This window comes from Mycobacterium sp. VKM Ac-1816D (assembly GCF_000416385.1).
In the GTDB taxonomy this organism is placed as follows: domain Bacteria; phylum Actinomycetota; class Actinomycetes; order Mycobacteriales; family Mycobacteriaceae; genus Mycobacterium; species Mycobacterium neoaurum_A.
Window position 1 is genome coordinate 120153 of the sequence record NZ_AOHQ01000139.1, and the last position, 20776, is coordinate 140928.

20 protein-coding genes are annotated in these 20776 nt (G+C 67.6%); 17 read left to right on the top strand and 3 right to left on the bottom strand.

The features are described 5' to 3' along the window. The first annotated feature begins 2 nt into the window (after positions 1-2). Genes G154_RS19000 through G154_RS19010 form a run of 3 tightly spaced genes read left to right on the top strand, consistent with a single transcriptional unit; the run spans position 3 to position 2355 of the window. Positions 3-1139, top strand: a complete 1137-nt coding sequence (locus tag G154_RS19000) for an 8-amino-7-oxononanoate synthase (RefSeq protein ID WP_019513195.1) — start codon at positions 3-5, stop codon at positions 1137-1139. A 10-nt stretch (positions 1140-1149) separates the two neighbouring features. After that, positions 1150-1827 carry a dethiobiotin synthase gene (bioD, locus tag G154_RS19005; RefSeq protein ID WP_019513196.1) on the top strand — a complete coding sequence of 226 codons (678 nt, stop codon included), beginning with the start codon at positions 1150-1152 and terminating at the stop codon, positions 1825-1827. A gap of 3 nt (positions 1828-1830) precedes the next feature. Further along, the gene (locus tag G154_RS19010; protein ID WP_019513197.1) at positions 1831-2355 is read left to right on the top strand and encodes a 2'-5' RNA ligase family protein; all 525 of its coding nucleotides are present in this window, start codon (positions 1831-1833) and stop codon (positions 2353-2355) included. On the opposite strand, the gene G154_RS19015 is transcribed toward G154_RS19010, so the two are convergent. Then, the gene (locus G154_RS19015; RefSeq protein WP_019513198.1) at positions 2345-2929 is read right to left on the bottom strand and encodes a TetR family transcriptional regulator; all 585 of its coding nucleotides are present in this window, start codon (positions 2927-2929) and stop codon (positions 2345-2347) included. The genes G154_RS19010 and G154_RS19015 overlap by 11 nt on opposite strands. A gap of 70 nt (positions 2930-2999) precedes the next feature. Here G154_RS19015 and bioB point away from each other — a divergent pair, with 70 nt between their 5' ends. From bioB to G154_RS19030, 3 genes are read left to right on the top strand one after another with little or no spacing between them, the layout of a single operon-like run. Continuing rightward, positions 3000-3995: a biotin synthase BioB gene (gene bioB / locus G154_RS19020; RefSeq protein ID WP_019513199.1), complete on the top strand. Its 996-nt coding sequence runs from the start codon at positions 3000-3002 to the stop codon at positions 3993-3995. Positions 3996-4019: 24 nt separating this feature from the next. After that, positions 4020-4268 (top strand): hypothetical protein, encoded by a 249-nt coding sequence (locus G154_RS19025; protein ID WP_162269055.1) that lies wholly within the window; start codon positions 4020-4022, stop codon positions 4266-4268. Beyond that, the gene (locus G154_RS19030; RefSeq protein WP_069566720.1) at positions 4265-4945 is read left to right on the top strand and encodes a DUF2567 domain-containing protein; all 681 of its coding nucleotides are present in this window, start codon (positions 4265-4267) and stop codon (positions 4943-4945) included. Before G154_RS19025 ends, G154_RS19030 begins: the two co-directional genes overlap by 4 nt. Here G154_RS19030 and G154_RS19035 read toward each other — a convergent pair. Beyond that, positions 4881-6230, bottom strand: a complete 1350-nt coding sequence (locus tag G154_RS19035) for a lipase family protein (RefSeq protein ID WP_019512110.1) — start codon at positions 6228-6230, stop codon at positions 4881-4883. The genes G154_RS19030 and G154_RS19035 overlap by 65 nt on opposite strands. A gap of 43 nt (positions 6231-6273) precedes the next feature. After that, positions 6274-6966, bottom strand: a complete 693-nt coding sequence (locus G154_RS19040) for an NUDIX domain-containing protein (protein WP_023985750.1) — start codon at positions 6964-6966, stop codon at positions 6274-6276. A 48-nt stretch (positions 6967-7014) separates the two neighbouring features. Here G154_RS19040 and nadA point away from each other — a divergent pair, with 48 nt between their 5' ends. From nadA to G154_RS19095, 11 genes are all read left to right on the top strand, one after another. Next, a complete protein-coding gene (gene nadA / locus G154_RS19045) occupies positions 7015-8064 on the top strand; it encodes a quinolinate synthase NadA (RefSeq protein WP_019512108.1) in 1050 nt (349 codons plus the stop codon). Beyond that, entirely contained in the window at positions 8061-9632 is a 1572-nt protein-coding gene (locus tag G154_RS19050; RefSeq protein ID WP_019512107.1) for an L-aspartate oxidase, read from the top strand. The genes nadA and G154_RS19050 overlap by 4 nt, the downstream gene beginning before the upstream one ends. Beyond that, on the top strand, positions 9632-10507 hold the full coding sequence (gene nadC, locus G154_RS19055; RefSeq protein ID WP_019512106.1) for a carboxylating nicotinate-nucleotide diphosphorylase: 876 nt from the start codon (positions 9632-9634) through the stop codon (positions 10505-10507). Before G154_RS19050 ends, nadC begins: the two co-directional genes overlap by 1 nt. Before the next feature lie 403 nt (positions 10508-10910). Further along, on the top strand, positions 10911-12401 hold the full coding sequence (locus G154_RS19060) for an aldehyde dehydrogenase (protein WP_031601481.1): 1491 nt from the start codon (positions 10911-10913) through the stop codon (positions 12399-12401). Positions 12402-12847: 446 nt separating this feature from the next. Further along, positions 12848-13621, top strand: a complete 774-nt coding sequence (locus tag G154_RS19065) for an ABC transporter permease (RefSeq protein WP_019512104.1) — start codon at positions 12848-12850, stop codon at positions 13619-13621. A gap of 13 nt (positions 13622-13634) precedes the next feature. After that, positions 13635-14501 (top strand): ABC transporter permease, encoded by an 867-nt coding sequence (locus G154_RS19070; RefSeq protein WP_019512103.1) that lies wholly within the window; start codon positions 13635-13637, stop codon positions 14499-14501. Positions 14502-14504: 3 nt separating this feature from the next. Further along, positions 14505-15875, top strand: a complete 1371-nt coding sequence (locus G154_RS19075; RefSeq protein ID WP_019512102.1) for an MCE family protein — start codon at positions 14505-14507, stop codon at positions 15873-15875. A gap of 34 nt (positions 15876-15909) precedes the next feature. Next, on the top strand, positions 15910-16941 hold the full coding sequence (locus tag G154_RS19080) for an MCE family protein (protein ID WP_019512101.1): 1032 nt from the start codon (positions 15910-15912) through the stop codon (positions 16939-16941). After that, positions 16938-18296, top strand: a complete 1359-nt coding sequence (locus G154_RS19085) for an MCE family protein (protein WP_031601482.1) — start codon at positions 16938-16940, stop codon at positions 18294-18296. The genes G154_RS19080 and G154_RS19085 overlap by 4 nt, the downstream gene beginning before the upstream one ends. Further along, complete coding sequence (locus G154_RS19090; protein ID WP_019512099.1) at positions 18293-19621, top strand: virulence factor Mce family protein; 1329 nt, start codon at positions 18293-18295, stop codon at positions 19619-19621. The genes G154_RS19085 and G154_RS19090 overlap by 4 nt, the downstream gene beginning before the upstream one ends. Continuing rightward, a complete protein-coding gene (locus G154_RS19095) occupies positions 19618-20775 on the top strand; it encodes a virulence factor Mce family protein (protein ID WP_023985753.1) in 1158 nt (385 codons plus the stop codon). The genes G154_RS19090 and G154_RS19095 overlap by 4 nt, the downstream gene beginning before the upstream one ends. Position 20776: the final 1 nt, after the last annotated feature.

Sequence of the window (20776 nt, forward strand, 5' to 3'; positions counted from 1 at the left end):
CAGTGACACGCACCGGTCTTTCCCCACTGGCCTGGCTGGCCGGTGTCGAGGAGCGCCGCCGCGCCCAGGGGCTGCGCCGCACGTTGCGGGCCCGCCCGCCCGTCGGCACCGAGCTCGATCTGGCCTCCAACGACTATCTCGGGCTGTCCCAGCACCCCGATGTGCTGGCCGGCGGCGTGCAGGCGCTGCGCACCTGGGGTGCCGGCGCCGGGGGCTCGCGCCTGGTCACCGGTAACACCGAACTGCATGAGCAGTTCGAGGCCGCACTCGCCGATTTCGCCGGATTCGAGTCGGCCCTGGTGTTCTCCTCGGGCTACGCCGCGAATATCGGGGCGCTGGTATCGCTGACCGGTGCCGGCTCGCTGCTGGTGTCCGACGCGTTGACCCATGCCTCGATCGTCGACGCGTGCCGGCTGTCGCGGGCCCGCATCGCGGTGACCCCGCACCGCGATATCGCGGCGGTCGCCGATGCGCTGTCGGCCCGGTCCGAGGAGCGTGCCGTCGTGGTCACCGAGTCGGTGTTCAGCACCGACGGGGTGTTGGCCCCGCTGCGCGAACTGCACGAGGTGTGCCGCCGATTCGGCGCGCTGCTGGTGGTCGATGAGGCGCACGGTCTCGGGGTGCGCGGTACGGGCGGGCAAGGTCTGCTGAACGAAGTCGGGTTGGCCGGCGCGCCGGATGTGGTGATGACCACGACGCTGTCCAAGGCGCTCGGCAGTCAGGGCGGCGCGGTGCTCGGCCCGGCCGCCGTGCGGGCCCACCTCATCGACACCGCGCGCACCTTCATCTTCGACACCGGGCTGGCCCCGGCCGCCGTCGGTGCGGCGCTCGCTGCGCTGCAGGTGCTGGTCGCGCAGCCGCAGCTGGCGGGTGCGGTGCTGGCCAGGGCGGCCGAGTTGGCCCGGATCTGCGATGTCGCCGAGGAACCCACCTCGGCCGTCGTCTCGGTCATCCTCGGTGACCCCGAGGTCGCCGTCGCCGCGGCGGCGGCATGCCTGGATCGTGGCGTGCGGGTCGGGTGCTTCCGTCCGCCGACGGTGCCTGCCGGGACATCGCGATTGCGGTTGACGGCCAGGGCCGCCCTTACCGCGGAGGAGATGGCGCTGGCCCGTGATGTGCTGACCGAGGTTCTCGGGTGAGCGAGAACAGATGAGCATCGTCATGGTCACCGGCACCGACACCGGGGTCGGCAAGACGGTCACGACCGCGGGATTGGCGTGCGCGGCGCGGTTGGCCGGCCTCGATGTGGCGGTGTGCAAACCGGTGCAGACCGGAACCGTCGACGGCGACGACGACCTCGGCGAGGTCGGCAGGCTCGCCGGCATCACGGCGCTCCACGGCGGTTGGCGTTATCCCGAACCGCTGGCTCCGGTCGCGGCGGCGGACCGGGCCGGGCTGGCACTGCCGACCGCGCCGGAACTGCTCGACGCGGTGCGGGCCGCCGATGCTCCCGGGCGGCTGACCATCGTGGAAGGCGCCGGCGGTCTGCTTGTCGAACTGGGTGCCGACGGGGTGACGCTGCGCGATCTGGCCAGAGCGCTGGGCGCACCGGTGCTGGTGGTCGTCGCGCCCGGCCTCGGCACCCTCAACCACACCGCGCTGACCCTGGAAGCCCTCGCCGGGCACGGGCTGGACAGCGCCGGACTGGTCGTCGGGTCGTGGCCGTCGCAGCCCGGTATCGCCGAGCAGGGGAACCGGGCCGCGCTGGCAGAACTCGGGAAGATCCGGGCGGTGCTACCCGCCGGCGCGGGGCGAGTGACTCCGCGGGAGTTCGAGACGATCGCCGCGCAGTCCTTCGACCGCCCCTGGCTCGCGGGATTGGCCTAGCGCGTGGTGCATTCGGTGGAGTTGACCCTCGACGACGCCGGCGATGCCGCGGTGCGCCGGATCTGGACCGCGCTGCGGGATGCCGGCCTGCCCAGTCAGGCCGACCACACCGGCGCGAGCAACCGACCACATACGACGCTGACCGTTGCCGAGGACATCTCGCGCGCGGCCGACCCCGATCTGGTCGCGGCGCTCCCGCGCCTCCCGATGCCGTGCCGGCTCGGCGCGCCGGTGGTGTTCGGTCAGGGTCGCTATACGGTGGCGCTGCTGGTGGTGCCCTCCGTCGAACTGCTGGACCTGCATGCACAGGTGCATCGAATCTGCTTGCCGCACATGGCTTCCGGCGCGTTAGGGCATACCGGTCCCGGTAGCTGGACACCGCACGTGACGGTGGCCCGTCGGGTCGGGGCCGAGCAGCTGGCCGCGGTGTGCGAGATCGCCGCGGCGGGACGGGAGATCGAGGGCGGGTTCGCCGGCCTGCGTCACTGGGACGGCAATGCCCGCATCGTCCAGCCGATCACCGGCTGAGGGACTTGTAGGCCGCCATCCCGTCGATCAGCAGGGTCAGGCCGAATCCGAAGCGCTGGCCGGCATCACCGGCCAGCGCGGACTGGCTTTCGGGAAGGTCGGCACCCGCGGCGTCCCACTGCAGCCGGGACTGTTCGTCGACGGTGAATCCCAGCACGTAGTAGACGACGGTGCGGGCGGCGAGTTCGGAATGCGTCCCCGCCACGCCGGCCTCGGTTGCCGCGGTGCTCAGCCAGGAGACGATCTCCGCCATCGCCGCCGACTGGCCGGCCGCGAAACTCGCCGACACCAGTTCGGCGCCGTCGGTATGCGACAGCAGGGCGTCGCGCAGCCGGCGGCACGCCGTGTCCAGCTGCTCGCGCCAGGTGCCGCTGGTGGGCTGCTCCAGGGCGGGCTGCAGGATCCGGTCGGCAACGGCGCCGAGCAGTTCCTGCTTGTTGGCGAAATGCCAGTACAGCGCGCCGGGGCTGACGTTGAGCTCACGGGCCAACCTGCGCATCGTCAGATCGGCGATACCGAAGTCGTCCAGCAGTGCTGTCGCCGCGTCGACGACATCCCGTTTGTGGAGCTGCACCCCCTTACCTTAACCTGAACACCGTTCAGGCTTGAACGGTGTTCAAGGCATCCCCGACGGAGGTTCACCGATGACCGACATTCTGGCTGTGGCGCGTGAGCAGGTACTCGATCGCGGAGTCGGTCTCGACCAGGATCAGACCCTGCAGGTGCTGCAGCTGCCCGATGATCGACTCGACGATCTGCTCGAACTGGCCCATGAGGTCCGGATGAAGTGGTGCGGTCCGGACGTCGAGGTCGAGGGCATCATCAGCCTCAAGACCGGCGGGTGCCCCGAAGATTGCCACTTCTGTTCGCAGTCCGGACTGTTCGCCTCCCCGGTGCGCAGCGCCTGGCTGGACATCCCAAGCCTGGTGGAAGCGGCCAAGCAGACCGCCAAGACCGGGGCCACCGAGTTCTGCATCGTGGCCGCCGTGCGCGGTCCCGACGAGCGACTGCTCGCCCAGGTCGCCGCCGGTATCGAGGCCATCCGCAACGAGGTCGACATCCAGATCGCCTGTTCGCTGGGCATGCTCACCGAAGAGCAGGTGCAACGCCTGGCCGATATGGGCGTACACCGCTACAACCACAATCTGGAAACCGCGCGCTCCTTCTTCACCAATGTGGTGACCACCCACAGCTGGGAAGAGCGCTGGGACACCCTGCGGATGGTGCGCGAGGCCGGTATGGAGGTCTGCTGCGGCGGCATCCTCGGGATGGGTGAGACGCTGGAGCAGCGCGCCGAATTCGCCGCGAACCTCGCCGAACTGGATCCGCACGAGGTGCCGCTGAACTTCCTCAACCCGCGGCCGGGCACGCCGTTCGGTGATCTTGAGGTGCTGCCGGCCGCCGAGGCCCTCAAGGCCGTCGCCGCGTTCCGGCTGGCGTTGCCCCGCACCATGCTGCGCTTCGCCGGCGGACGCGAGATCACCCTCGGTGACCTCGGCGCCAAGCAGGGCATCCTGGGCGGCATCAACGCCGTGATCGTCGGCAACTACCTCACGACACTGGGCAGGCCCGCCGAGGCCGATCTGGAACTGCTCGACGATCTGCAGATGCCCATCAAGGCTCTCAACGCGACGCTCTAGGGCGCGCTGTAGAACTGACACGTGATGATCGACGAATCCCAGGCGCTGCCGGCACCGGTGGCCGCGGGTGTCTACAACCTCTACACCGGCGTCGAGCTCGGCGACGAGGCGGGCGCGGCCGTCCCGACCGCGGCCGCGTTGGGTCTGGAACCGCCGCGGTTCTGCGCAGCGTGTGGGCGCCGGATGATCGTTCAGGTGCGCCCCACCGGCTGGTGGGCAAAATGCTCGCGGCACGGTGCGGTCGACTCCATCGATCTCGACGCGCGCCGATGATCGTGGCCGAACAGGTGGCGCCGCCGCGTACCGGCCGGCGGACGGCCGCGTCGCGGGTCTTCCTCGCACTGCTGGCGACCGGCGTGCCGATCGGCGCGTTGTGGGCATGGCTGGCACCGCCCGCCCGGGGCATCGTCGCGCTGACCCGGTCCGGCGACCGGGTCAAGGCCTACCTGGGCAACGACTCCGACCAGCTGTTCCTCGGGGCGTTCCTGCTCGTCGGCTTTGCGGGCGTGGTCGCCGTCGTCGCCGCCGTGGCGGTCTGGCAATGGCGGGCCCATCGCGGTCCCGTGCTGCTGGTCGCGCTGGCGGCCGGGTCGGCGGGCGCGCTGGGGGTCGCGGCCGGAATCGGTGCGGTGCTGGTCCACTGGCGCTACGGCACCATCGACGTGAACACCGCTCCGGTCAGCGAGACCGACCGCGTCCACTACGTGTTGGAGGCGCCCGCGGTGTTCTTCGGGCATGGTCCGCTGGTGGTGGCCGCGACCGTCTTGCTGCCCGCCGCGGTGGCCGCGATGACGTACGCGCTGCTGGCCGTGTCGGCCTCTCGTGACGATCTCGGCGCGTGGCCGCCGGCGCGCTATCCCGGGATCTACCCGCCGGTCGCGCCGGTCAGCGGTCCAGGACCGACAGCGGCAGCCGGCGAAGACGCCGTCCGGTCAGCACCTTCGCCGTGATGACCGCCAACCGCGCCATACCGCGGTAGGTCGACGGGTTGAACAGCGTCGGCCATGTGGTGCGCGCCAGGTTGGCGCCGAGCGGCCGGCCCGCGAAGCGGTCGGACAGCCAGCGCAACGCCATGGGAGCAGACATCGGGTGCAACAGCAGATGCTCGCTGAACATGTCCCGGTGGTAGGTGACATGTGCGCCACCGGATGAGTAGGTGTCGGCGAGCTCGTCGATACCGTCCACCGAGATGATCTCGTCGTGCACGGCCTGGATGATCAGCACCGGCGGGGTCGGCACCGCGGCACCGAGCTTGATGTCGTCGAAGACGTGCTGCACCTCGGGTGCGGACAGGATCTGTTCCAGCGGTTGATCCAGCAGGTCGCCCATATCCGTGCGCCAGAACCGCACGATGGCTTCCACCGTCGTCATGTGGTGCAACCGGTCCAGCAGGTCACGGCCGTATTCGCTGGTGTGTTCGGCGATGATCCGCTGCAGACCGGGGTAGACGTCGGCCAGTGCGGCGACCACCAGCGCGGGAAGGGCCGCGGCGAACGTGCCGTTGAGCTTGCGGAACGTGCGGCCCAGATCGCCGACCGGGGAGCCGAGCACCGCGCCGACGATATTGAGCTCGGGGGCGTAGGTTCCGCTCATCTCGGCGGCCCAGGCGCTGGCAAGTCCGCCGCCGGAGTATCCCCACAGGCCGATCGGCGCCTCGGGAGAGAGGTCGAGCTGTTCGGAGCCGATGGCCGCACGCAACCCGTCCAGGATGCGGTACCCGGGCTCGTAGGGCGTGCCCCAGCTGCCGTTGACCCCCTCATGGTCGGGTACCGAGACCGCCCAGCCCTCGGCGATCGCGGCGGCCACCAGTAGCATCTCGAACTGCGGCACCGAGCCGGGCGCCACGGCGTGGCGGCGCAGGGCGTAGGACGGGAAGCACCGCGAGGTGATCGCGTCGATCGCGCACTGGTAGGAGACCACCGGGCAGATCTGCTCGGGACCACGCTCTGCCGGGACGACGATCGTCGTGGCGGCGGCCTCAGGCCTGCCGTTCATATCGGTGGTCCGGTAGAGCAACTGCACCGCCCGGATCTGCTGCGGGATCAGGCCGAGGAAGGCCAGCTCGACGTCCCTGCTGCGCAGCACGGTGCCCGGGGTGGCGTGCTGGAAGCCCTCGGGGGCCACGTAGAACGGATCGTCCTCGGGCAGCTGCGGGCGGGCGCGTCGGTCGAGCGCCTCATGCGGGACGGCGCCGATCCACTCGGCGTCCGATAGGGCGGAGCTGCCAAAGTCCATCCGGGCATTGTTACTTAAGAACCGTCTAAGAATCCAGTCCGACTCACCCGGGTGGCCGTAACGCCGCGAACTCGTCGGTCACCCGATACCTGTCCTCGGTGAACCGGTACAGCGCCGCGGGCCGCCCGCCGCTGCGGCCGGAACGCGCCGTCGTTCCGGTCCTGGTGATCACCTGCCGACGCTCGAGCACACGCTGCAGATTGGTCACGTCGACCGGGTGGCCCAGTGCCGCGCTGTAGATGTCTCGCAACGTGGACAACGCGAATTCCTTTGGTGCCAAGGCGAAACCGATATTGGTGTACGACAGCTTGGCGATCAGCCGGGCGCAGGCGTTCTCGACCATGGTGCCGTGGTCGAAGGCCATCGGCGGAAGGTTCGACACCGGGTGCCAGCGGGTGTCCGGTGGTAACTCGGGGGTGGCGGGGGAGGGCACCAGGCCGAGGAAGGTCGATGCGATGGTGCGCGCCCCCGGCACCCGGGCCGGGTCGGAGAACACCGCCAGCTGCTCCAGGTGTGCCAGTTCGCGCAGGTCGACCTTCTCGGCGAGTTGACGCCGAACTGAACTGATCATGTCCTCGTCGTGCCGGAGCTGACCGCCGGGTAGTGCCCAGGCGCCGCGTTCGGGATCCATTGCGCGCTCCCATAACAGCACGCTGAGCTGCGGGTTTTTGGTGTCCAGCCGGCGAACCTGGAGCACGACGGCGAGCACTTCGTGCGCGGTGCTACGATGAGCCATGTTTTCGATCATAAGTCGAAAACCTCGGTAGGCAAAAAGGAGACTGCCATGACGGTCCTGGATCGCACCGGCGCACTCAACAGCGTGCTGGCTGCACGCATCGTCGACGGCGCCGGCGGATACGGCGGCATCGTGCCCGACGGGCAGTGGGCCGCGGAGGTGCGCAGACTCGCCGATCTGCGCAACGCGACGCTGCTGGCGCACAACTACCAGCTGCCGGCCATCCAGGATGTCGCCGACCACGTCGGTGACTCGCTCGCGCTGTCGCGCATCGCGGCCGAGGCATCCGAGGACACGATCGTGTTCTGCGGGGTGCACTTCATGGCCGAGACCGCGAAGATCCTCAGCCCCGACAAGACCGTGCTCATTCCCGATCAGCGCGCCGGCTGCTCATTGGCCGACTCCATCACCGCCGAGGAATTGCGGGCGTGGAAGGACGAGTACCCCGACGCCGTCGTGGTGTCGTATGTGAACACCACCGCCGCGGTCAAGGCGCTCACCGACATCTGCTGTACCTCCTCGAACGCGGTCGAGGTGGTGGCCTCCATCCCCGAGGACCGCACCGTGCTGTTCTGCCCCGATCAGTTCCTGGGTGCACATGTCCGCCGGGTCACCGGCCGCAAGAACCTGCACGTCTGGGCCGGTGAGTGCCATGTGCACGCCGGTATCAACGGCGACGAGCTGGCCGCGCAGGCCCGATCGCATCCGGATGCCGAGCTGTTCGTGCATCCCGAGTGTGGTTGTGCCACCTCGGCGTTGTACCTCGCCGGTGAGGGTGCCGTGCCCGAGGAGCGGGTGAAGATCCTGTCCACCGGCGGCATGCTCGATGCCGCGCGTGAGACCCGCGCCCACCAGGTGCTGGTCGCCACCGAGGTCGGCATGCTGCACCAGTTACGCAGGGCTGCACCGGAAGTCGACTTCCTCGCGGTCAATGACCGGGCGTCGTGCAGCTACATGAAGATGATCACGCCCGCCGCGTTGCTGCGCTGCCTCGTCGAGGGCGCCGACGAGGTGCACGTCGATGCCGATGTCGCCGCGGCCGGGCGTAAGAGTGTCCAGCGCATGATCGAGATCGGGCAGCCCGGCGGCGGGGAATGATCACGTGCGGTGGTGCCGGCTTCTGGCAGCAGCGCGCTGACGTCGTCGTCATCGGGACCGGGGTCGCCGGACTGGTCGCGGCCCTGGCCGCGGCGCGTACGGGCCGAAAGGTCGTGGTGCTCAGCAAGGTCGGAGAGACGGCCACCTTCTATGCCCAGGGCGGTATCGCCGTGGTCCTGCCGAGCACCGAGGATTCGGTGCAGGCGCATGTGGCCGACACGGTGGCCGCCGGCGGCGGGCTGTGTGATGCCGACGCGGTGGCGTCCATCGTCGCCGACGGGTATGCGGCGGTGTCCGAGCTGGTCGCCGACGGCGCCCGGTTCGACGAGTCCCGGCCCGGGCAGTGGTCGCTGACCCGCGAGGGTGGGCACACCCGGCGCCGCATCATCCACGCCGGCGGTGATGCCACCGGGGCCGAGGTGCAGCGCGCCCTCAATGCTGCTGCGGCGCAGCTGGATATCCGTCACCACCATGTGGCGGTCCAGATCTGCCGGGACGGTGCCGGTGTCACCGGTGTGCTGGTGCACAGCGAGGCCGGGCCCGGACTGTTGCACGCGCCCGCTGTCGTCCTGGCCACCGGTGGGCTGGGTCATCTCTATGCCGCCACCACCAACCCGGTGGGCTCCACGGGCGATGGTGTGGCCCTGGCGTTGCGGGCCGGCGTCGCGGTCGGCGATATCGAGTTCGTGCAGTTCCACCCGACGATGCTGTTCACCGGCGCGGCCGGTGGACGTCGACCGCTGGTCACCGAGGCCCTGCGGGGTGAGGGCGCGATCCTCGTCGACAGCCACGGTGACTCGGTGACGGCGGGTGCGCATCCGCTCGGCGATCTGGCGCCGCGGGATGTGGTCGCGGCCGCGATCGACGACCGGCTGCGCGCCACCGGGGACGCCTGCGTCTACCTCGACGCGACCGGCGTGCACGGTGTCGCAGAACGCTTTCCGACCGTCACGGCGGCCTGTCGGGCCGCGGGCATCGATCCGGTCCGCCAACCGATCCCGGTGGTTCCCGGTGCGCATTACAGCTGCGGGGGAGTGCGCACCGATGTGCACGGCCGCACCGAACTGGCGGGCCTGTTCGCCGCGGGCGAGGTCGCCCGCACCGGTATGCACGGCGCCAACAGGTTGGCCTCCAACAGCTTGTTGGAGGGGCTCGTGGTGGGCGGGCGCGCCGGACGGGCGGCAGCTGCGCACGCCGGGCGGGCGGGAGTCACCCGCGCGGTATTCGACGACGCGCCGCGCGCACCGATGCTGGAGCGCACAGCCCTGCAACACGCGATGAGCCGCGACGCCTCGGTCGTGCGCGACGCCGCGGGGTTGCAGCGGCTCACCGCGACCCTGTCCGGTGCCGTCGAACGGCCACTGACCGATCGGATCGGTGTCGAAGACGCGGCGCTCACCCTGACGGCACGTGCCGTGGCCGCGGCGGCGTCGGCGCGCACCGAATCCCGCGGTTGTCACCACCGCGCGGACCATCCCGATACCGATGCCGCCCAGGCGCACGGCACCACCGTGCGACTCGACGATTCCGGTGTGCCGCAGGCGGTCGCACCGTTGGGAGCAAGCTGATGAACGGAGTGCAGGTGCACGCACTGACCGATACCGAACGTACCGAGGCGCGCGCGCTGATCGAGCGAGCGCTGGACGAGGACCTGCGCTACGGCCCGGATGTCACGACCGAGGCCACCGTGCCTCCGGACGCGGTCACCACCGCGGTCATGGCCTCGCGTGAGCACGGTGTCGCCGCCGGTATCGACGTGGCCGTCCTGGTGCTCGACGCCGTGTTGGGCTCCGACGGCTACTCCGTGCTGGAGCGGCTGGCCGACGGTGCCCGGGTGCAGCCCGGTCAGGCGCTGTTGCGGGTGCAGGCGCCCACCAGGGGACTGCTGACGGCCGAGCGCACGATGCTCAACCTGGTCTGTCATTTATCCGGTATCGCCACCGCGACCGCCCACTGGGTCAACGCGGTGGACGGTACCGGCACGCACATCCGTGACACCCGGAAAACCCTGCCCGGCATGCGCGCCCTGCAGAAGTACGCCGTGCGGGTCGGCGGCGGCGTCAACCATCGGATGGGGCTCGGTGACGCCGCGTTGATCAAGGACAACCATGTCGCCGCGGCCGGGTCGGTGCTGGCCGCCCTTGCGGCGGTGCGGGCGGCGGCGCCGGATATCGCGTGCGAGGTCGAGGTCGATTCGCTCGAACAACTCGATGACGTCCTCGGGGCCGGCGTCGAACTGGTGCTGCTGGACAACTTCCCGGTGTGGCAGACCCAGATCGCCGTGCAGCGCCGCGACAGTCGCTCACCGGCCACCAAACTGGAGTCCTCTGGCGGGCTTTCGCTGGAGTCGGCGGCGGCCTACGCCGCCACCGGCGTCGACTATCTGGCCGTCGGCGCGCTCACCCATTCGGTCCGGGTGCTCGACATCGGCCTGGACAGTTAGCCGGCGACCGGCAAGCCTGCCGCAGTGACGTACCCCAGGTTTTGTTCCTACCTGGTTGCGAGGGCCTAGGTCGGCTGGCTCGCGGTGTGTGCGGTGCCGACAATCGACTTTCCTGATGACGACATCGAGTGCAGCACCAATTCAGGACAGCCGAGTGAGGCTGCTGAACTGGTGCAATCCCATGCCTCACATAATGTCATCGGTCGTGCAATCGGATTGCAAAACTGGCCAATAGGCTCTTGCCCGCGCGGCCGACAGCGCGACCGGTTTGTTGGATTACCTGACTGATGGGGCGACGCGTTCACCTCTTTCGGGCGATGGTGCGGGGTATCGCCCTCGCGGTTGACTGCCAGGGGACCGAGTCGAAGGAGGCGCCGTGGCAGCGGACGTCAAGCATTACGCCATGTTCATCGATGGAAAGCACGTGGATGCCGCGGAGGTCGATGAGATCCGCGATCCGGCGACCGAAGAGGTGGTCGCCACGATCGCGCGCGGGAGCGTCGAGCACGCCGATGCCGCGGTGGCGGCGGCGCGGGCAGCGTTCGAGTCCGGGTCGTGGTCAAAGATGGCGCCCGCCGATCGGTCAGCGGTACTGGTGAAGATCGCCGACCGGATGGGGCAGGAACTCGACGAGCTCGTGGAGCTGGAAATCCATGCCAACGGTGCCACCGTGCGTCAGGCCACGGGATTCCACATCGGCTACGCGCCGACACACTTCCTGTACTTCGCCGAGCTCGCGGCCACCTACCAATGGGAACAACAGGTCGGCACCCAGGCGTATCCGACGATGTCCACCAACATCATCCGTCATGAACCGCTCGGTGTGTGTGCGGCCATCGTGCCGTGGAATTTCCCACTGCTGCTGGGGATCTGGAAGGTCGGGCCGGCGCTCGCCGCCGGCAACTCGGTGGTCATCAAGCCCGACGAGAAGACCCCCTTGACGTTGCTGCGGCTCTGCGAGATCGCCAAGGAATGCGGCCTGCCCGACGGCGTCCTCAATCTCGTCACCGGTCCCGGCCCGACCGTGGGCGCCCGGCTGGCCGAGCACCCCGATGTCGACAAGGTGGCGTTCACCGGATCGACGCCGGTGGGCCGGGAGATCATGCGCCTGGCCTCGGCGACGGTGAAGAAGGTGTCACTCGAGCTGGGCGGCAAGGGCGCTCAGGTGCTGCTCGACGACGCCGATCTCGATGTCGCAATCGACGGCGCCCTGTTCGGGTGCATGCTCTATTCCGGCCAGATCTGCGAGTCGGGAACACGACTGCTGGTGCCCGAGGACATGTACGACCTCGTGGTGGACCGGCTGGTGGATCGTGCGTCGGCGCTGAAGATCGGCGACACCACCGATTTCGACACCGATGTGGGTCCGGTGATCTCGGCACGGCAACGCGACCGGGTGCTCAGCTTCCTGGACAGCGCCCGCAGTGACGGCGCCAAGGTCGTGCTCGGCGGCGGTGCGCCCCAGGGCGCAGCTTTCGAGAAGGGCTACTGGGTCGAGCCGACCATCGTCACCGAAGTGACCAACGACATGGAGATCGCGCGCGAGGAGATCTTCGGTCCGGTGCTGTGCGTGCTGCGCTACACCGATGAGGCCGACGCCGTCCGGCAGGCCAACGACTCGCAGTACGGGTTGAGCGCGGGCGTATGGAGCACGGATTACGAACGCGCCGTGGAGATCGCGGACCAGCTGCGTGCCGGCACGGTCTGGATCAACAACTGGCACCAGATCGATCCGGCCCTGCCGTTCGGCGGCTACAAGCAGAGCGGACTGGGGCGTGAGTTGGGCCCGCACGCACTCGACGAATACACCGAGACCAAGCATGTGCACATCGACCTGACCCAGAAGGTGGAACGCCACATCTTCGGTGCACTGTTGTCAGAGCCGCCCCACTAGCACGCTCTCGCACCTACCCATGCGCCCGTGAGGGCGCCGGAAACCGGACCGCCTGCCCGCTGACGCTTTCGCGGGCAGGCGGCCTCCTTTTTCGGCCATATGGCTATTTCCATTGCCCATCAGGACATTTAGATCGATGCACCGCGTCGGTGCGGCCCGGGTGAAGTTTGCGGGCACGTCAATTTCAACGCCCCGTTCGGGGTAGCGACTTATCTCCTTTGGGGGCTGACGCCGACAGACCGGGGATGGTTTTCTGTGTCAGCGGTCACAACACGTCGGGACGTCGGCTCATCGAGAAACTCGCGGTCCGCGTCGGCGTGTGCTTCGTCAGCGAGGCACCACCATCGTGACTGGTTCACACCGACTTTGCATCTGGGAGCACACGTGGCATCTGGCCTTCACCATCCGGTCGCATACAGCGGGACCGAACGAGCACACCGGCAGACATGCTGCTGACCGCGGGCCCGCTCGCCAAACCCGTGCGCGCGATCGGCGGGTTCTTCGGCATGACCCTGGATGTCTTCGTCGGGATCTTCACCTCGCCCCTGGCCTGGCGCGAATACCTGGCCCAATCGTGGTTCGTGGCGCGGGTCTCCGTCCTGCCGGCAGTGCTGATGATCATTCCGTACGCGCTGATCAACACCTTCATCTTCAACATCCTGCTCAGCGAGTTCGGTGCCGCAGATTTCTCCGGAGCCGGCGCGGCGTTCTTCAATGTCAACCAGATCGGGCCGCTGGTAACAGTTCTCGTGACCGCGGGTGCGAGCGCCACCGCGATGTGCGCAGACCTTGGAGCACGCACCATTCGCGAGGAACTGGATGCTCAGCGGGTGATGGGCATCGACCCGATCCAGACACTGGTCATCCCGCGGGTACTGGCAGCCACCACGGTCTCGGTGGCGCTGATGGGCCTGGTCGTGCTCGTCGGGATGGTGGCGTCGTTCATGTTCTGTGTCTTCGCACTGGATGTCTCCGCGGGAGTCTTCGTCTCGGGCATGACGGTCGTGACCGGACTCAGCGACGTCATCGTGTCTTTGGTGAAGGCATTCCTGTTCGGGCTGGGAGCCGGGTTGATCGCCTGCTACAAGGGCATCTCGGTCGGTGGCGGACCTGCCGGCGTCGGCAACGCCGTGAACGAGACGGTGGTCTTCGCGTTCATGGTCCTGTTCACCGTCAACATCGTCGTCACCGTCATCGGCGTTCAGTTCACCCTGAAATAGGTTGGGATAAAACATGTCACACACCGCGACCAGTGGCCGGCCGGCGGGACGGTATCCGCGGCTGGCTCGCACCCGAAACCGCATCCTGGCGGAGCTGGACCAGATCGGTGCCCAGACGCGCTTCTACTTCCTCACGCTCGCCCGGATTCCGGATGCGGTGATCAACTATCGCCCGGAATTGCTGCGCCTGATAGCGCAGATGGGGCTGGGTTCGGGCGCGCTGGCATCCATCGGTGGAACCGTCGTGATCGTCGGGTTCATGACGATGACGACGGGCGCGGTCGTGGCAGCCCAGGGCTACACCCAGTTCCAGTCGGTGGGTGTGGAGGCATTCACCGGGTTTGCCTCGGCGTTCTTCATTCCCCGGTTGATCGTCCCGGGTACGGCGCAGGTCACGCTGACGGCAACCGTCGGCGCCGGGGCCACCGCACAGATGGGAGCGATGCGCATCAACGAGGAGGTCGATGCGTTGGAAGTGATCGGTATCCGCACCGTCACCTACCTCGCCGCGACCCGGGTGCTGGCTGGAACCATCGTGGTGATTCCTTTGTACGCAGTGGCATTGATGATGGGATTCGTCGCAGCGCGGTACGGCACGACCCTGATCTACGGTCAGGCCTCGGGCGTGTACGACCACTACTTCAACACGTTCCTCAACACCACGGATCTGGTGGTGTCATTCCTGCAGACGATCGTGATGATCGTCGTGGTGATGCTGGTGTGCACCTACTACGGCTACACCGCCACCGGTGGACCTGCGGGTGTGGGGGAGGCCGTCGGTCGTGCGGTGCGCGCATCCATGGTCGTGGGCGCCGTGGTGCTGGTGGCGGTCACGCTGGCCGTCTATGGGCAGTCCGGCAACTTTCACCTGGCGGGCTGAACCGTGGATGTCGTTCGCGGGAAGCCCCGTATCGCCAACGCCTGGTGGTCACTCATCCTGTTCTTCGCGGTGGTCGCGTTGGTGTTCGTCACGGTCACCTCGTTTCGCGGCACGTTCCGTTCGGTCGTGCCGGTGACGCTCACCGCGGATCGCACCGGACTGGTCATGGAGACCGGCGCAAAGGTCAAACTGCGCGGTATCGACGTCGGCCGCGTCAGCCAGATCAGCAGCAAAGGCGCCGGTGCGCAGTTGAAGCTGGACATCGACTCCGATCAGATCCGCTACATCCCGGAAAACATCGAGGCAAGGATCGCCGTCACCACGATCTTCGGTGCCAAGTTCGTCGATCTCGTCTACCCGTCGAATCCCAGTGGGCAGCGATTGGCCGCCGGTGCCGCCCTGCGCTCCACGAATGTCACCACCGAGGTGAACACCGTCTTCGAGAACGTCGTCGATCTGTTGGACATGGTGGATCCGCTGAAGCTGAACGCCGTCCTGACCGCGGTGGCTGACGCCGTGCGCGGCAAGGGCGAAAAGATCGGTGCGGCGACCACCGACCTCAACGAGGTGCTGACGGCGCTGAACTCCCGCAGCGACATCTTCCGGGAGGACATCCGGGCCCTGAAGAATCTGGGTGACACCTATAGCGCGGCTGCCGAGGACATCGTCTCCATCCTGGACGCGGTGAGCACCACCGGCACCACCGTCGTCGACCACAAGGATGCGCTGGATACCCTGCTGCTCAACGCCATCGGCGTATCGGAGGCCGGTTCGAATCTGTTGGTCTCCAGCAAGGACAACCTGGTCACCGCGATCAACAGCCTGGAACCGACCATCGAACTGTTGAACATGTACAGCCCCGCCTACGCGTGCACACTCCAAGGCGCGCAATGGATCATCGACAACGGCAAGGGTGTCTTCGGCGGCGATGGCCGGACGTTCGTCGTGGATGTGGCGTTACTACCTGGCAACGACCCGTACTCCTTTCCGGAGAATCTTCCGGTCGTCGCCGCCAAGGGCGGTCCCGGAGGTCGGCCCGGATGCGGCTCCCTACCGGATGCGACCAAGAACTTCCCGGTGCGCCAACTCATCACGAACACCGGATGGGGTACCGGGCTGGATATCCGGCCCAACCCGGGCATCGGGCGCCCGTGCTACGCGAACTATCTTCCGGTGACCCGCGCCGTCCCCGAACCGCCCAGCATCCGGCAGTGCCTGCCCGGCCCGGCGCCGGGACCGCAGCCCTACCCCGGTGCACCGCCCTACGGTGCCGCGCTGTACGGACCGGGAGGCGTGCCGCTGTGGCCGGGGATACCACCGGCGGCACCCGCCGCCACCTCACCGGCCACGGCCGGGCAGGGCGGTCCGCCGTGATGACCGAGGGCTCACCCAGGAAAGGAGAAACCTCGTGACCGACAACCTCAAAGGCATCATCATCCGCCTCGGTCTGTTCATGACGGTGTGTGCGCTCGCCTTGGCCGCGACCATGGTGGTTTTCTCACAGTTCCGCTTCGGCGGCAGCGCCCACGACTACAGCGCCGAGTTCAGCAATGTGTCCGGTTTGCGCGAGGGCAACATGGTGCGCGTCGCCGGCGTCGAAGTCGGCAAGGTCACGAGCATCAACGTCAACCCCGATGCCACGGTGCGGGTCGAGTTCAGCGCTGATCAGGCCGCGGTTCTCACCGAAGGCACCCGCGCGGAGATCCGCTACGACGACCTCATCGGCGGTCGGTACATGGCGCTGGTCGAAGGCGCTGGGAGCGCCCAGGTGCTGAACCCCGGGCAGACGATCCCGTTGGCCCGGACACAACCCGCGCTGGATCTGGACTCGGTGACCGGCGGGTTCCGCCCACTGTTCCGCGCGTTGCAGCCCGATCAGATCAATGACCTGAGCGGTCAACTCCTACACGCAATACAAGGGGAGGGTCCCACCATCGCTTCGTTTCTGAATCAGGCTGCCGCAGTGACCAATACGCTCGCCGACCGCGACCTTCTCATCGGCGAGGTGATCGACAACCTGAACGTGGTGCTCGGCACGCTCGGCGGTCAGAGCGACCAGCTCGACAAGGCAGTGACCAACGTGTCCGAACTCGTACACGGTCTGGCCGAGCGCAAGACCGATATCGCCAACGCGGTCGCTCACACCAATGCGGCGACCGGATCGATCGCCGACCTGCTGGCGCAGACACGCCAACCGATCCAGAAGGTGGTGACCGACACCGACCGGGTTGCCGGGACGATCCTGGCGGACCGGGAGTACTTCGATCAACTCCTCGACACCCTGCCCGACAAGTACCGGATGCTCAATCGGCAAGGTATCTACGGGGACTACTTCGGCTTCTACTTCTGCGATGTGATTCTCAAGCTCAACGGTAAAGGCGGACAGCCGGTCTTCGTCAAGGCGGCCGGTCAGAGCACGGGACGGTGCGCACCGAAATGAGAGCGACACGACCCTTTTCGGAGCGCAATCCGTTGGTACTCGGCGCGGTCGGCCTGCTGGCGGTCGTCGTGGTGGTGGCGGCGGCACTGGGTAACCAGATGCTGCCGTTCCTCAACCAGAACAAGAGCTACTCGGCGTACTTCGAGGACGCCGGTGGCCTGTACACCGGTGCGATGGTCCAGGTTTCGGGCTATCCGGTAGGCAAGGTGGCCTCGATCGAACTGGAGGGACCCGGTGTGCTGGTCACCTTCGATGTCCCCGATGACATTCACATGGGTGATCGGACCGAGGCCGCGATCAGGACAAAGGGCCTGTTGGGCACCAAGCAACTCGATGTGGTTCCGCACGGCGACGGCGAGCTGACCGAACCGATCCCGATGGACCGGACGACATCGCCTTATCAGCTACCCGAGGCGCTGGGTGAGTTGGCCACCACGATCAGCGGGCTCGACACCCATCAGCTCTCGGACTCGTTGGCCACGCTGGCAGAGACCTTCGCCGATACCCCGCCACAGTTGCGTGATGCCGTCAAAGGCGTTGCACGCTTTGCCGATACGCTGAACAACCGCGACGACCAGTTGCGCAACCTGCTCGACAACGCGGCCAAGGCCACCGGGGTGCTGGCCCAGCGCACGGACCGGATCGTCAGTCTGATCCGCGACACCAACGCGCTGCTGGCGCAGTTGCAGACCCAGAGCGCGGCGCTCGATCAATTGGCCGGCAACATATCTGCGGTATCGACGCAGCTGAAGGCGTTCATCGCCGAGAATCGTCAGCAGTTGAAACCCGCCCTGGACAAACTCAACGGGGTGCTCGCAATCGTGGACAGCCGGAAGGACCGTGTCCGGGAGGCGATCAAGGGACTCAGCACTTACGCCATGGCGCTCGGGGAAACCATCGGATCGGGCCCCTTCTTCAAGGCCTACGTCGTCAACCTCCTCCCGGGGCAGTTCGTGCAGCCGTTCGTCGATGCTGCCTTCTCCGACCTCGGTCTGGACCCGTCGACGCTGCCACCCTCACAGCTGTCCGATCCGCAGATCGGCCAGCCCGGCACGCCGGCATTGCCGGTACCGTTCCCCCGCACCGGACAGGGTGGTGCACCGCGAATGACCCTGCCGGACGCGATCACCGGGAATCCGGGCGATCAGGGATGCGGCCCCCCGGGCCTACCGCTGCCCGGCCCCACCGGCTGCTACCCCTACCGGGAGCCGCCGCCGGCGCCCGCGCCGGGCGGACCGCCGCCCGGGCCGCCGGCACTACCGCCCAATGGTGCGCAGCCGCCCGCTGCGCCGACGCCGGAGCCGGTCTACGTACCGGCGCCGGGAGAGCCCACACCGCATGGAGGACAACCGTGATCACGGCGATACGCAACCCGCGTGCCATCCTGGCGGCCGTCCTGGTTGCGGTTCTCGCCGCGGGCACGATGGTCGCGGTGAAGGTCGACGACCACATCAACAGGATGTCGATCGTCGGCTACTTCGACAACAGCACCGGTCTGTTCGCCGGCGACGACGTCCGCATCCGTGGGGTGACGGTCGGCAAGGTCGACAAGATCGAACCAGAGGCACAGCGCGCCAAGATCACTTTCTGGATCGACCGCAAGTTCAACGTGCCGGCCGAGGCGAAGGCCGTGATCCTGTCCCCACAACTGGTGACCGGGCGTGCAATCCAGTTGACACCGCCCTATTCCGGCGGTCCGACGATGGCAGGGGGAGCTGTCATCCCGCAGGACCGCACCGCGGTCCCGGTGGAATGGGACGATGTCCGAGCCCAGCTGGAACGGCTCACCGACATGCTGCAGCCCACCGAACCCGGTGGGGTCAGCACCCTCGGCGCGGTCATCGACACCGCCGCCGACAACCTGCGCGGTCAGGGTGCGACCATCCGGGACAGCGTCATCAAACTGTCGCAGACGATGTCCGCGCTCGGTGACCACAGCAAGGACATTTTCGGGACAGTACGCAATCTGGCAACACTGGTGACCGCGCTGCGCGACAGCAGTGACCTGCTCAGTCAGCTGAACGTCAATCTCTCCCAGGTATCCGGACTTCTCGCCGACAACCCGCATGAGGTCGGTCAGGCAGTCCAGGACCTGAATGCCGTTGTCGGCGAAGTGCAGACGTTCGTCGCGGAGAACCGCGAACCGATCGGTACCGCATCGGACAAACTGGCCTCGATCTCTGCCGCGGTGGTGGGCAGCCTCGGTGACCTCGAACAGACCCTGCACGTACTGCCCACGGTCATGGCGAACTTCAACAACATCTACGAGCCTGCCAACGGATCGCTGACGGGGCAACTGATGGTCAGCAACTTCGCCAACCCCGTGTCGTTCCTGTGCGGCGCCATCGAGGCGGCTTCCCGTCTGGGCGCCGAACAGGCGTCCAAACTGTGCGCCCAGTACCTCGCGCCGATCGTGAAGAACCGGCAGTACAACTTTCTCCCGCTCGGCGAGAACCTGTTGGTGGGCACCCAGGCGCGGCCCAACGAGGTCACCTACAGCGAGGAGTGGATGCGCCCGGACTATGTGCCGCCGCTGCCCGAAACAGGCCCCGCCGCCGGCGATCCGAACGCGCTGCCGGCGGCACCGCTGGCCGCGGAGGCGCCGCCGGCCCCGGTGGTGGCCACCGACCCCACCGCCGGACTGCCCGGCATGATGACTCCTCCCGGAGGTGGCTCATGACGTCCCGCCGTTGGCGCCCACTGGTGTCGGGCCTACTCGTCTGTGTTGCCGTCACCGTGCTGTCGGGCTGTGGCTGGCGTGGCGTCAACTCCCTGCCGCTTCCTGGTACCGAAGGCGATGGCCCCGGTGCGTACAGCATTCAAGCCCAGATGCCCGATGTCAGTAACATTCAGCCGAATTCCCGTGTGCGGGTGGCCGATGTGACGGTCGGTCACGTCTCCAAGATCGAGCTGCAGGGCGGCCACGCGCTGGTGACGATGCGGCTCAACGGTGACGTGCAGTTGCCGGCCAACGCCACCGTGAAGATCGGCATGACCACCATCTTCGGTTCACTGCACATCGAGTTGGCGGAACCGGCCGATCAGCCTGCGGAGGGCCGACTGCACGACGGTTCGTTGATTCCGCTGGCGCGTGCCGGCGCGTATCCGACCCCCGAGCAGACTCTGGCGGCGCTGTCGTTGGTGCTCAACGGCGGTGGTCTCGGTCAGGCCGGCGATATCACCGAGGCCCTCAGCACCGCCTTCGAGGGCCGAGAAGATGATCTGCGCAGCCTGATTCAGCAGTCCAGCCGCTTCGCCGAGAACCTCAACGACCAGAGCGGCGACATCATTGCCGCGACGGAGAGCCTGAACGGCCTGGCCGGAAAGTTCGCCGCGCAGGAACCCGTACTGGACCGTGCGGTCCGCACGCTGCCGGACGCGTTGGCGGTCCTCAACGACCAACGCGACAACCTGGTGCGGGCCGCGGACCAACTCGGCCAGTTCAGTGCGCTGACCACCGACACGGTCAACCAGAGCAAGGAGAATCTGGTCAAGGAGTTGCAGCAGGTCGGCCCGGTGCTGGAGTCGCTGGCCAATGCCGGTCCCAGCCTGACCCGGTCGTTGGGGCTGCTACCGACCTACCCCTTCCCCAACGCGGATATCGAGAAATGGCAGCGCGGTGACTACGCGAACCTGACTGCCGTGATCGACCTGACATTGAGCCGTATCGACGCCGGGTTCTTCACCGGCACCCGGTGGGAGTGCGACCTGACCCAGCTGGAACTGCAGTGGGGACGCACCATCGGGCAGTTCCCGAGTCCCTGCCTGGCGGGCGGGCCGAATGGTCCTGGCAATCCGCTCACCGCGCCCTACCGATTCGACCAGGGGCGATGAC

What these genes read in the sequence shown, in the direction of transcription:
- nadA (WP_019512108.1), top strand. Translation starts at nt 7,015, where the DNA reads ATGACGGTCCTGGATCGCACCGGCGCACTCAACAGCGTGCTGGCTGCA.
- G154_RS19025 (WP_162269055.1), top strand. Translation starts at nt 4,020, where the DNA reads ATGATCGACGAATCCCAGGCGCTGCCGGCACCGGTGGCCGCGGGTGTC.
- G154_RS19085 (WP_031601482.1), top strand. Translation starts at nt 16,938, where the DNA reads ATGAGAGCGACACGACCCTTTTCGGAGCGCAATCCGTTGGTACTCGGC.
- G154_RS19070 (WP_019512103.1), top strand. Translation starts at nt 13,635, where the DNA reads ATGTCACACACCGCGACCAGTGGCCGGCCGGCGGGACGGTATCCGCGG.
- G154_RS19040 (WP_023985750.1), bottom strand. Translation starts at nt 6,966, where the DNA reads ATGGCTCATCGTAGCACCGCGCACGAAGTGCTCGCCGTCGTGCTCCAG.
- G154_RS19060 (WP_031601481.1), top strand. Translation starts at nt 10,911, where the DNA reads ATGTTCATCGATGGAAAGCACGTGGATGCCGCGGAGGTCGATGAGATC.
- G154_RS19030 (WP_069566720.1), top strand. Translation starts at nt 4,265, where the DNA reads ATGATCGTGGCCGAACAGGTGGCGCCGCCGCGTACCGGCCGGCGGACG.
- G154_RS19050 (WP_019512107.1), top strand. Translation starts at nt 8,061, where the DNA reads ATGATCACGTGCGGTGGTGCCGGCTTCTGGCAGCAGCGCGCTGACGTC.
- G154_RS19095 (WP_023985753.1), top strand. Translation starts at nt 19,618, where the DNA reads ATGACGTCCCGCCGTTGGCGCCCACTGGTGTCGGGCCTACTCGTCTGT.
- nadC (WP_019512106.1), top strand. Translation starts at nt 9,632, where the DNA reads ATGAACGGAGTGCAGGTGCACGCACTGACCGATACCGAACGTACCGAG.
- G154_RS19035 (WP_019512110.1), bottom strand. Translation starts at nt 6,230, where the DNA reads ATGGACTTTGGCAGCTCCGCCCTATCGGACGCCGAGTGGATCGGCGCC.
- bioB (WP_019513199.1), top strand. Translation starts at nt 3,000, where the DNA reads ATGACCGACATTCTGGCTGTGGCGCGTGAGCAGGTACTCGATCGCGGA.
- bioD (WP_019513196.1), top strand. Translation starts at nt 1,150, where the DNA reads ATGAGCATCGTCATGGTCACCGGCACCGACACCGGGGTCGGCAAGACG.
- G154_RS19065 (WP_019512104.1), top strand. Translation starts at nt 12,848, where the DNA reads ATGCTGCTGACCGCGGGCCCGCTCGCCAAACCCGTGCGCGCGATCGGC.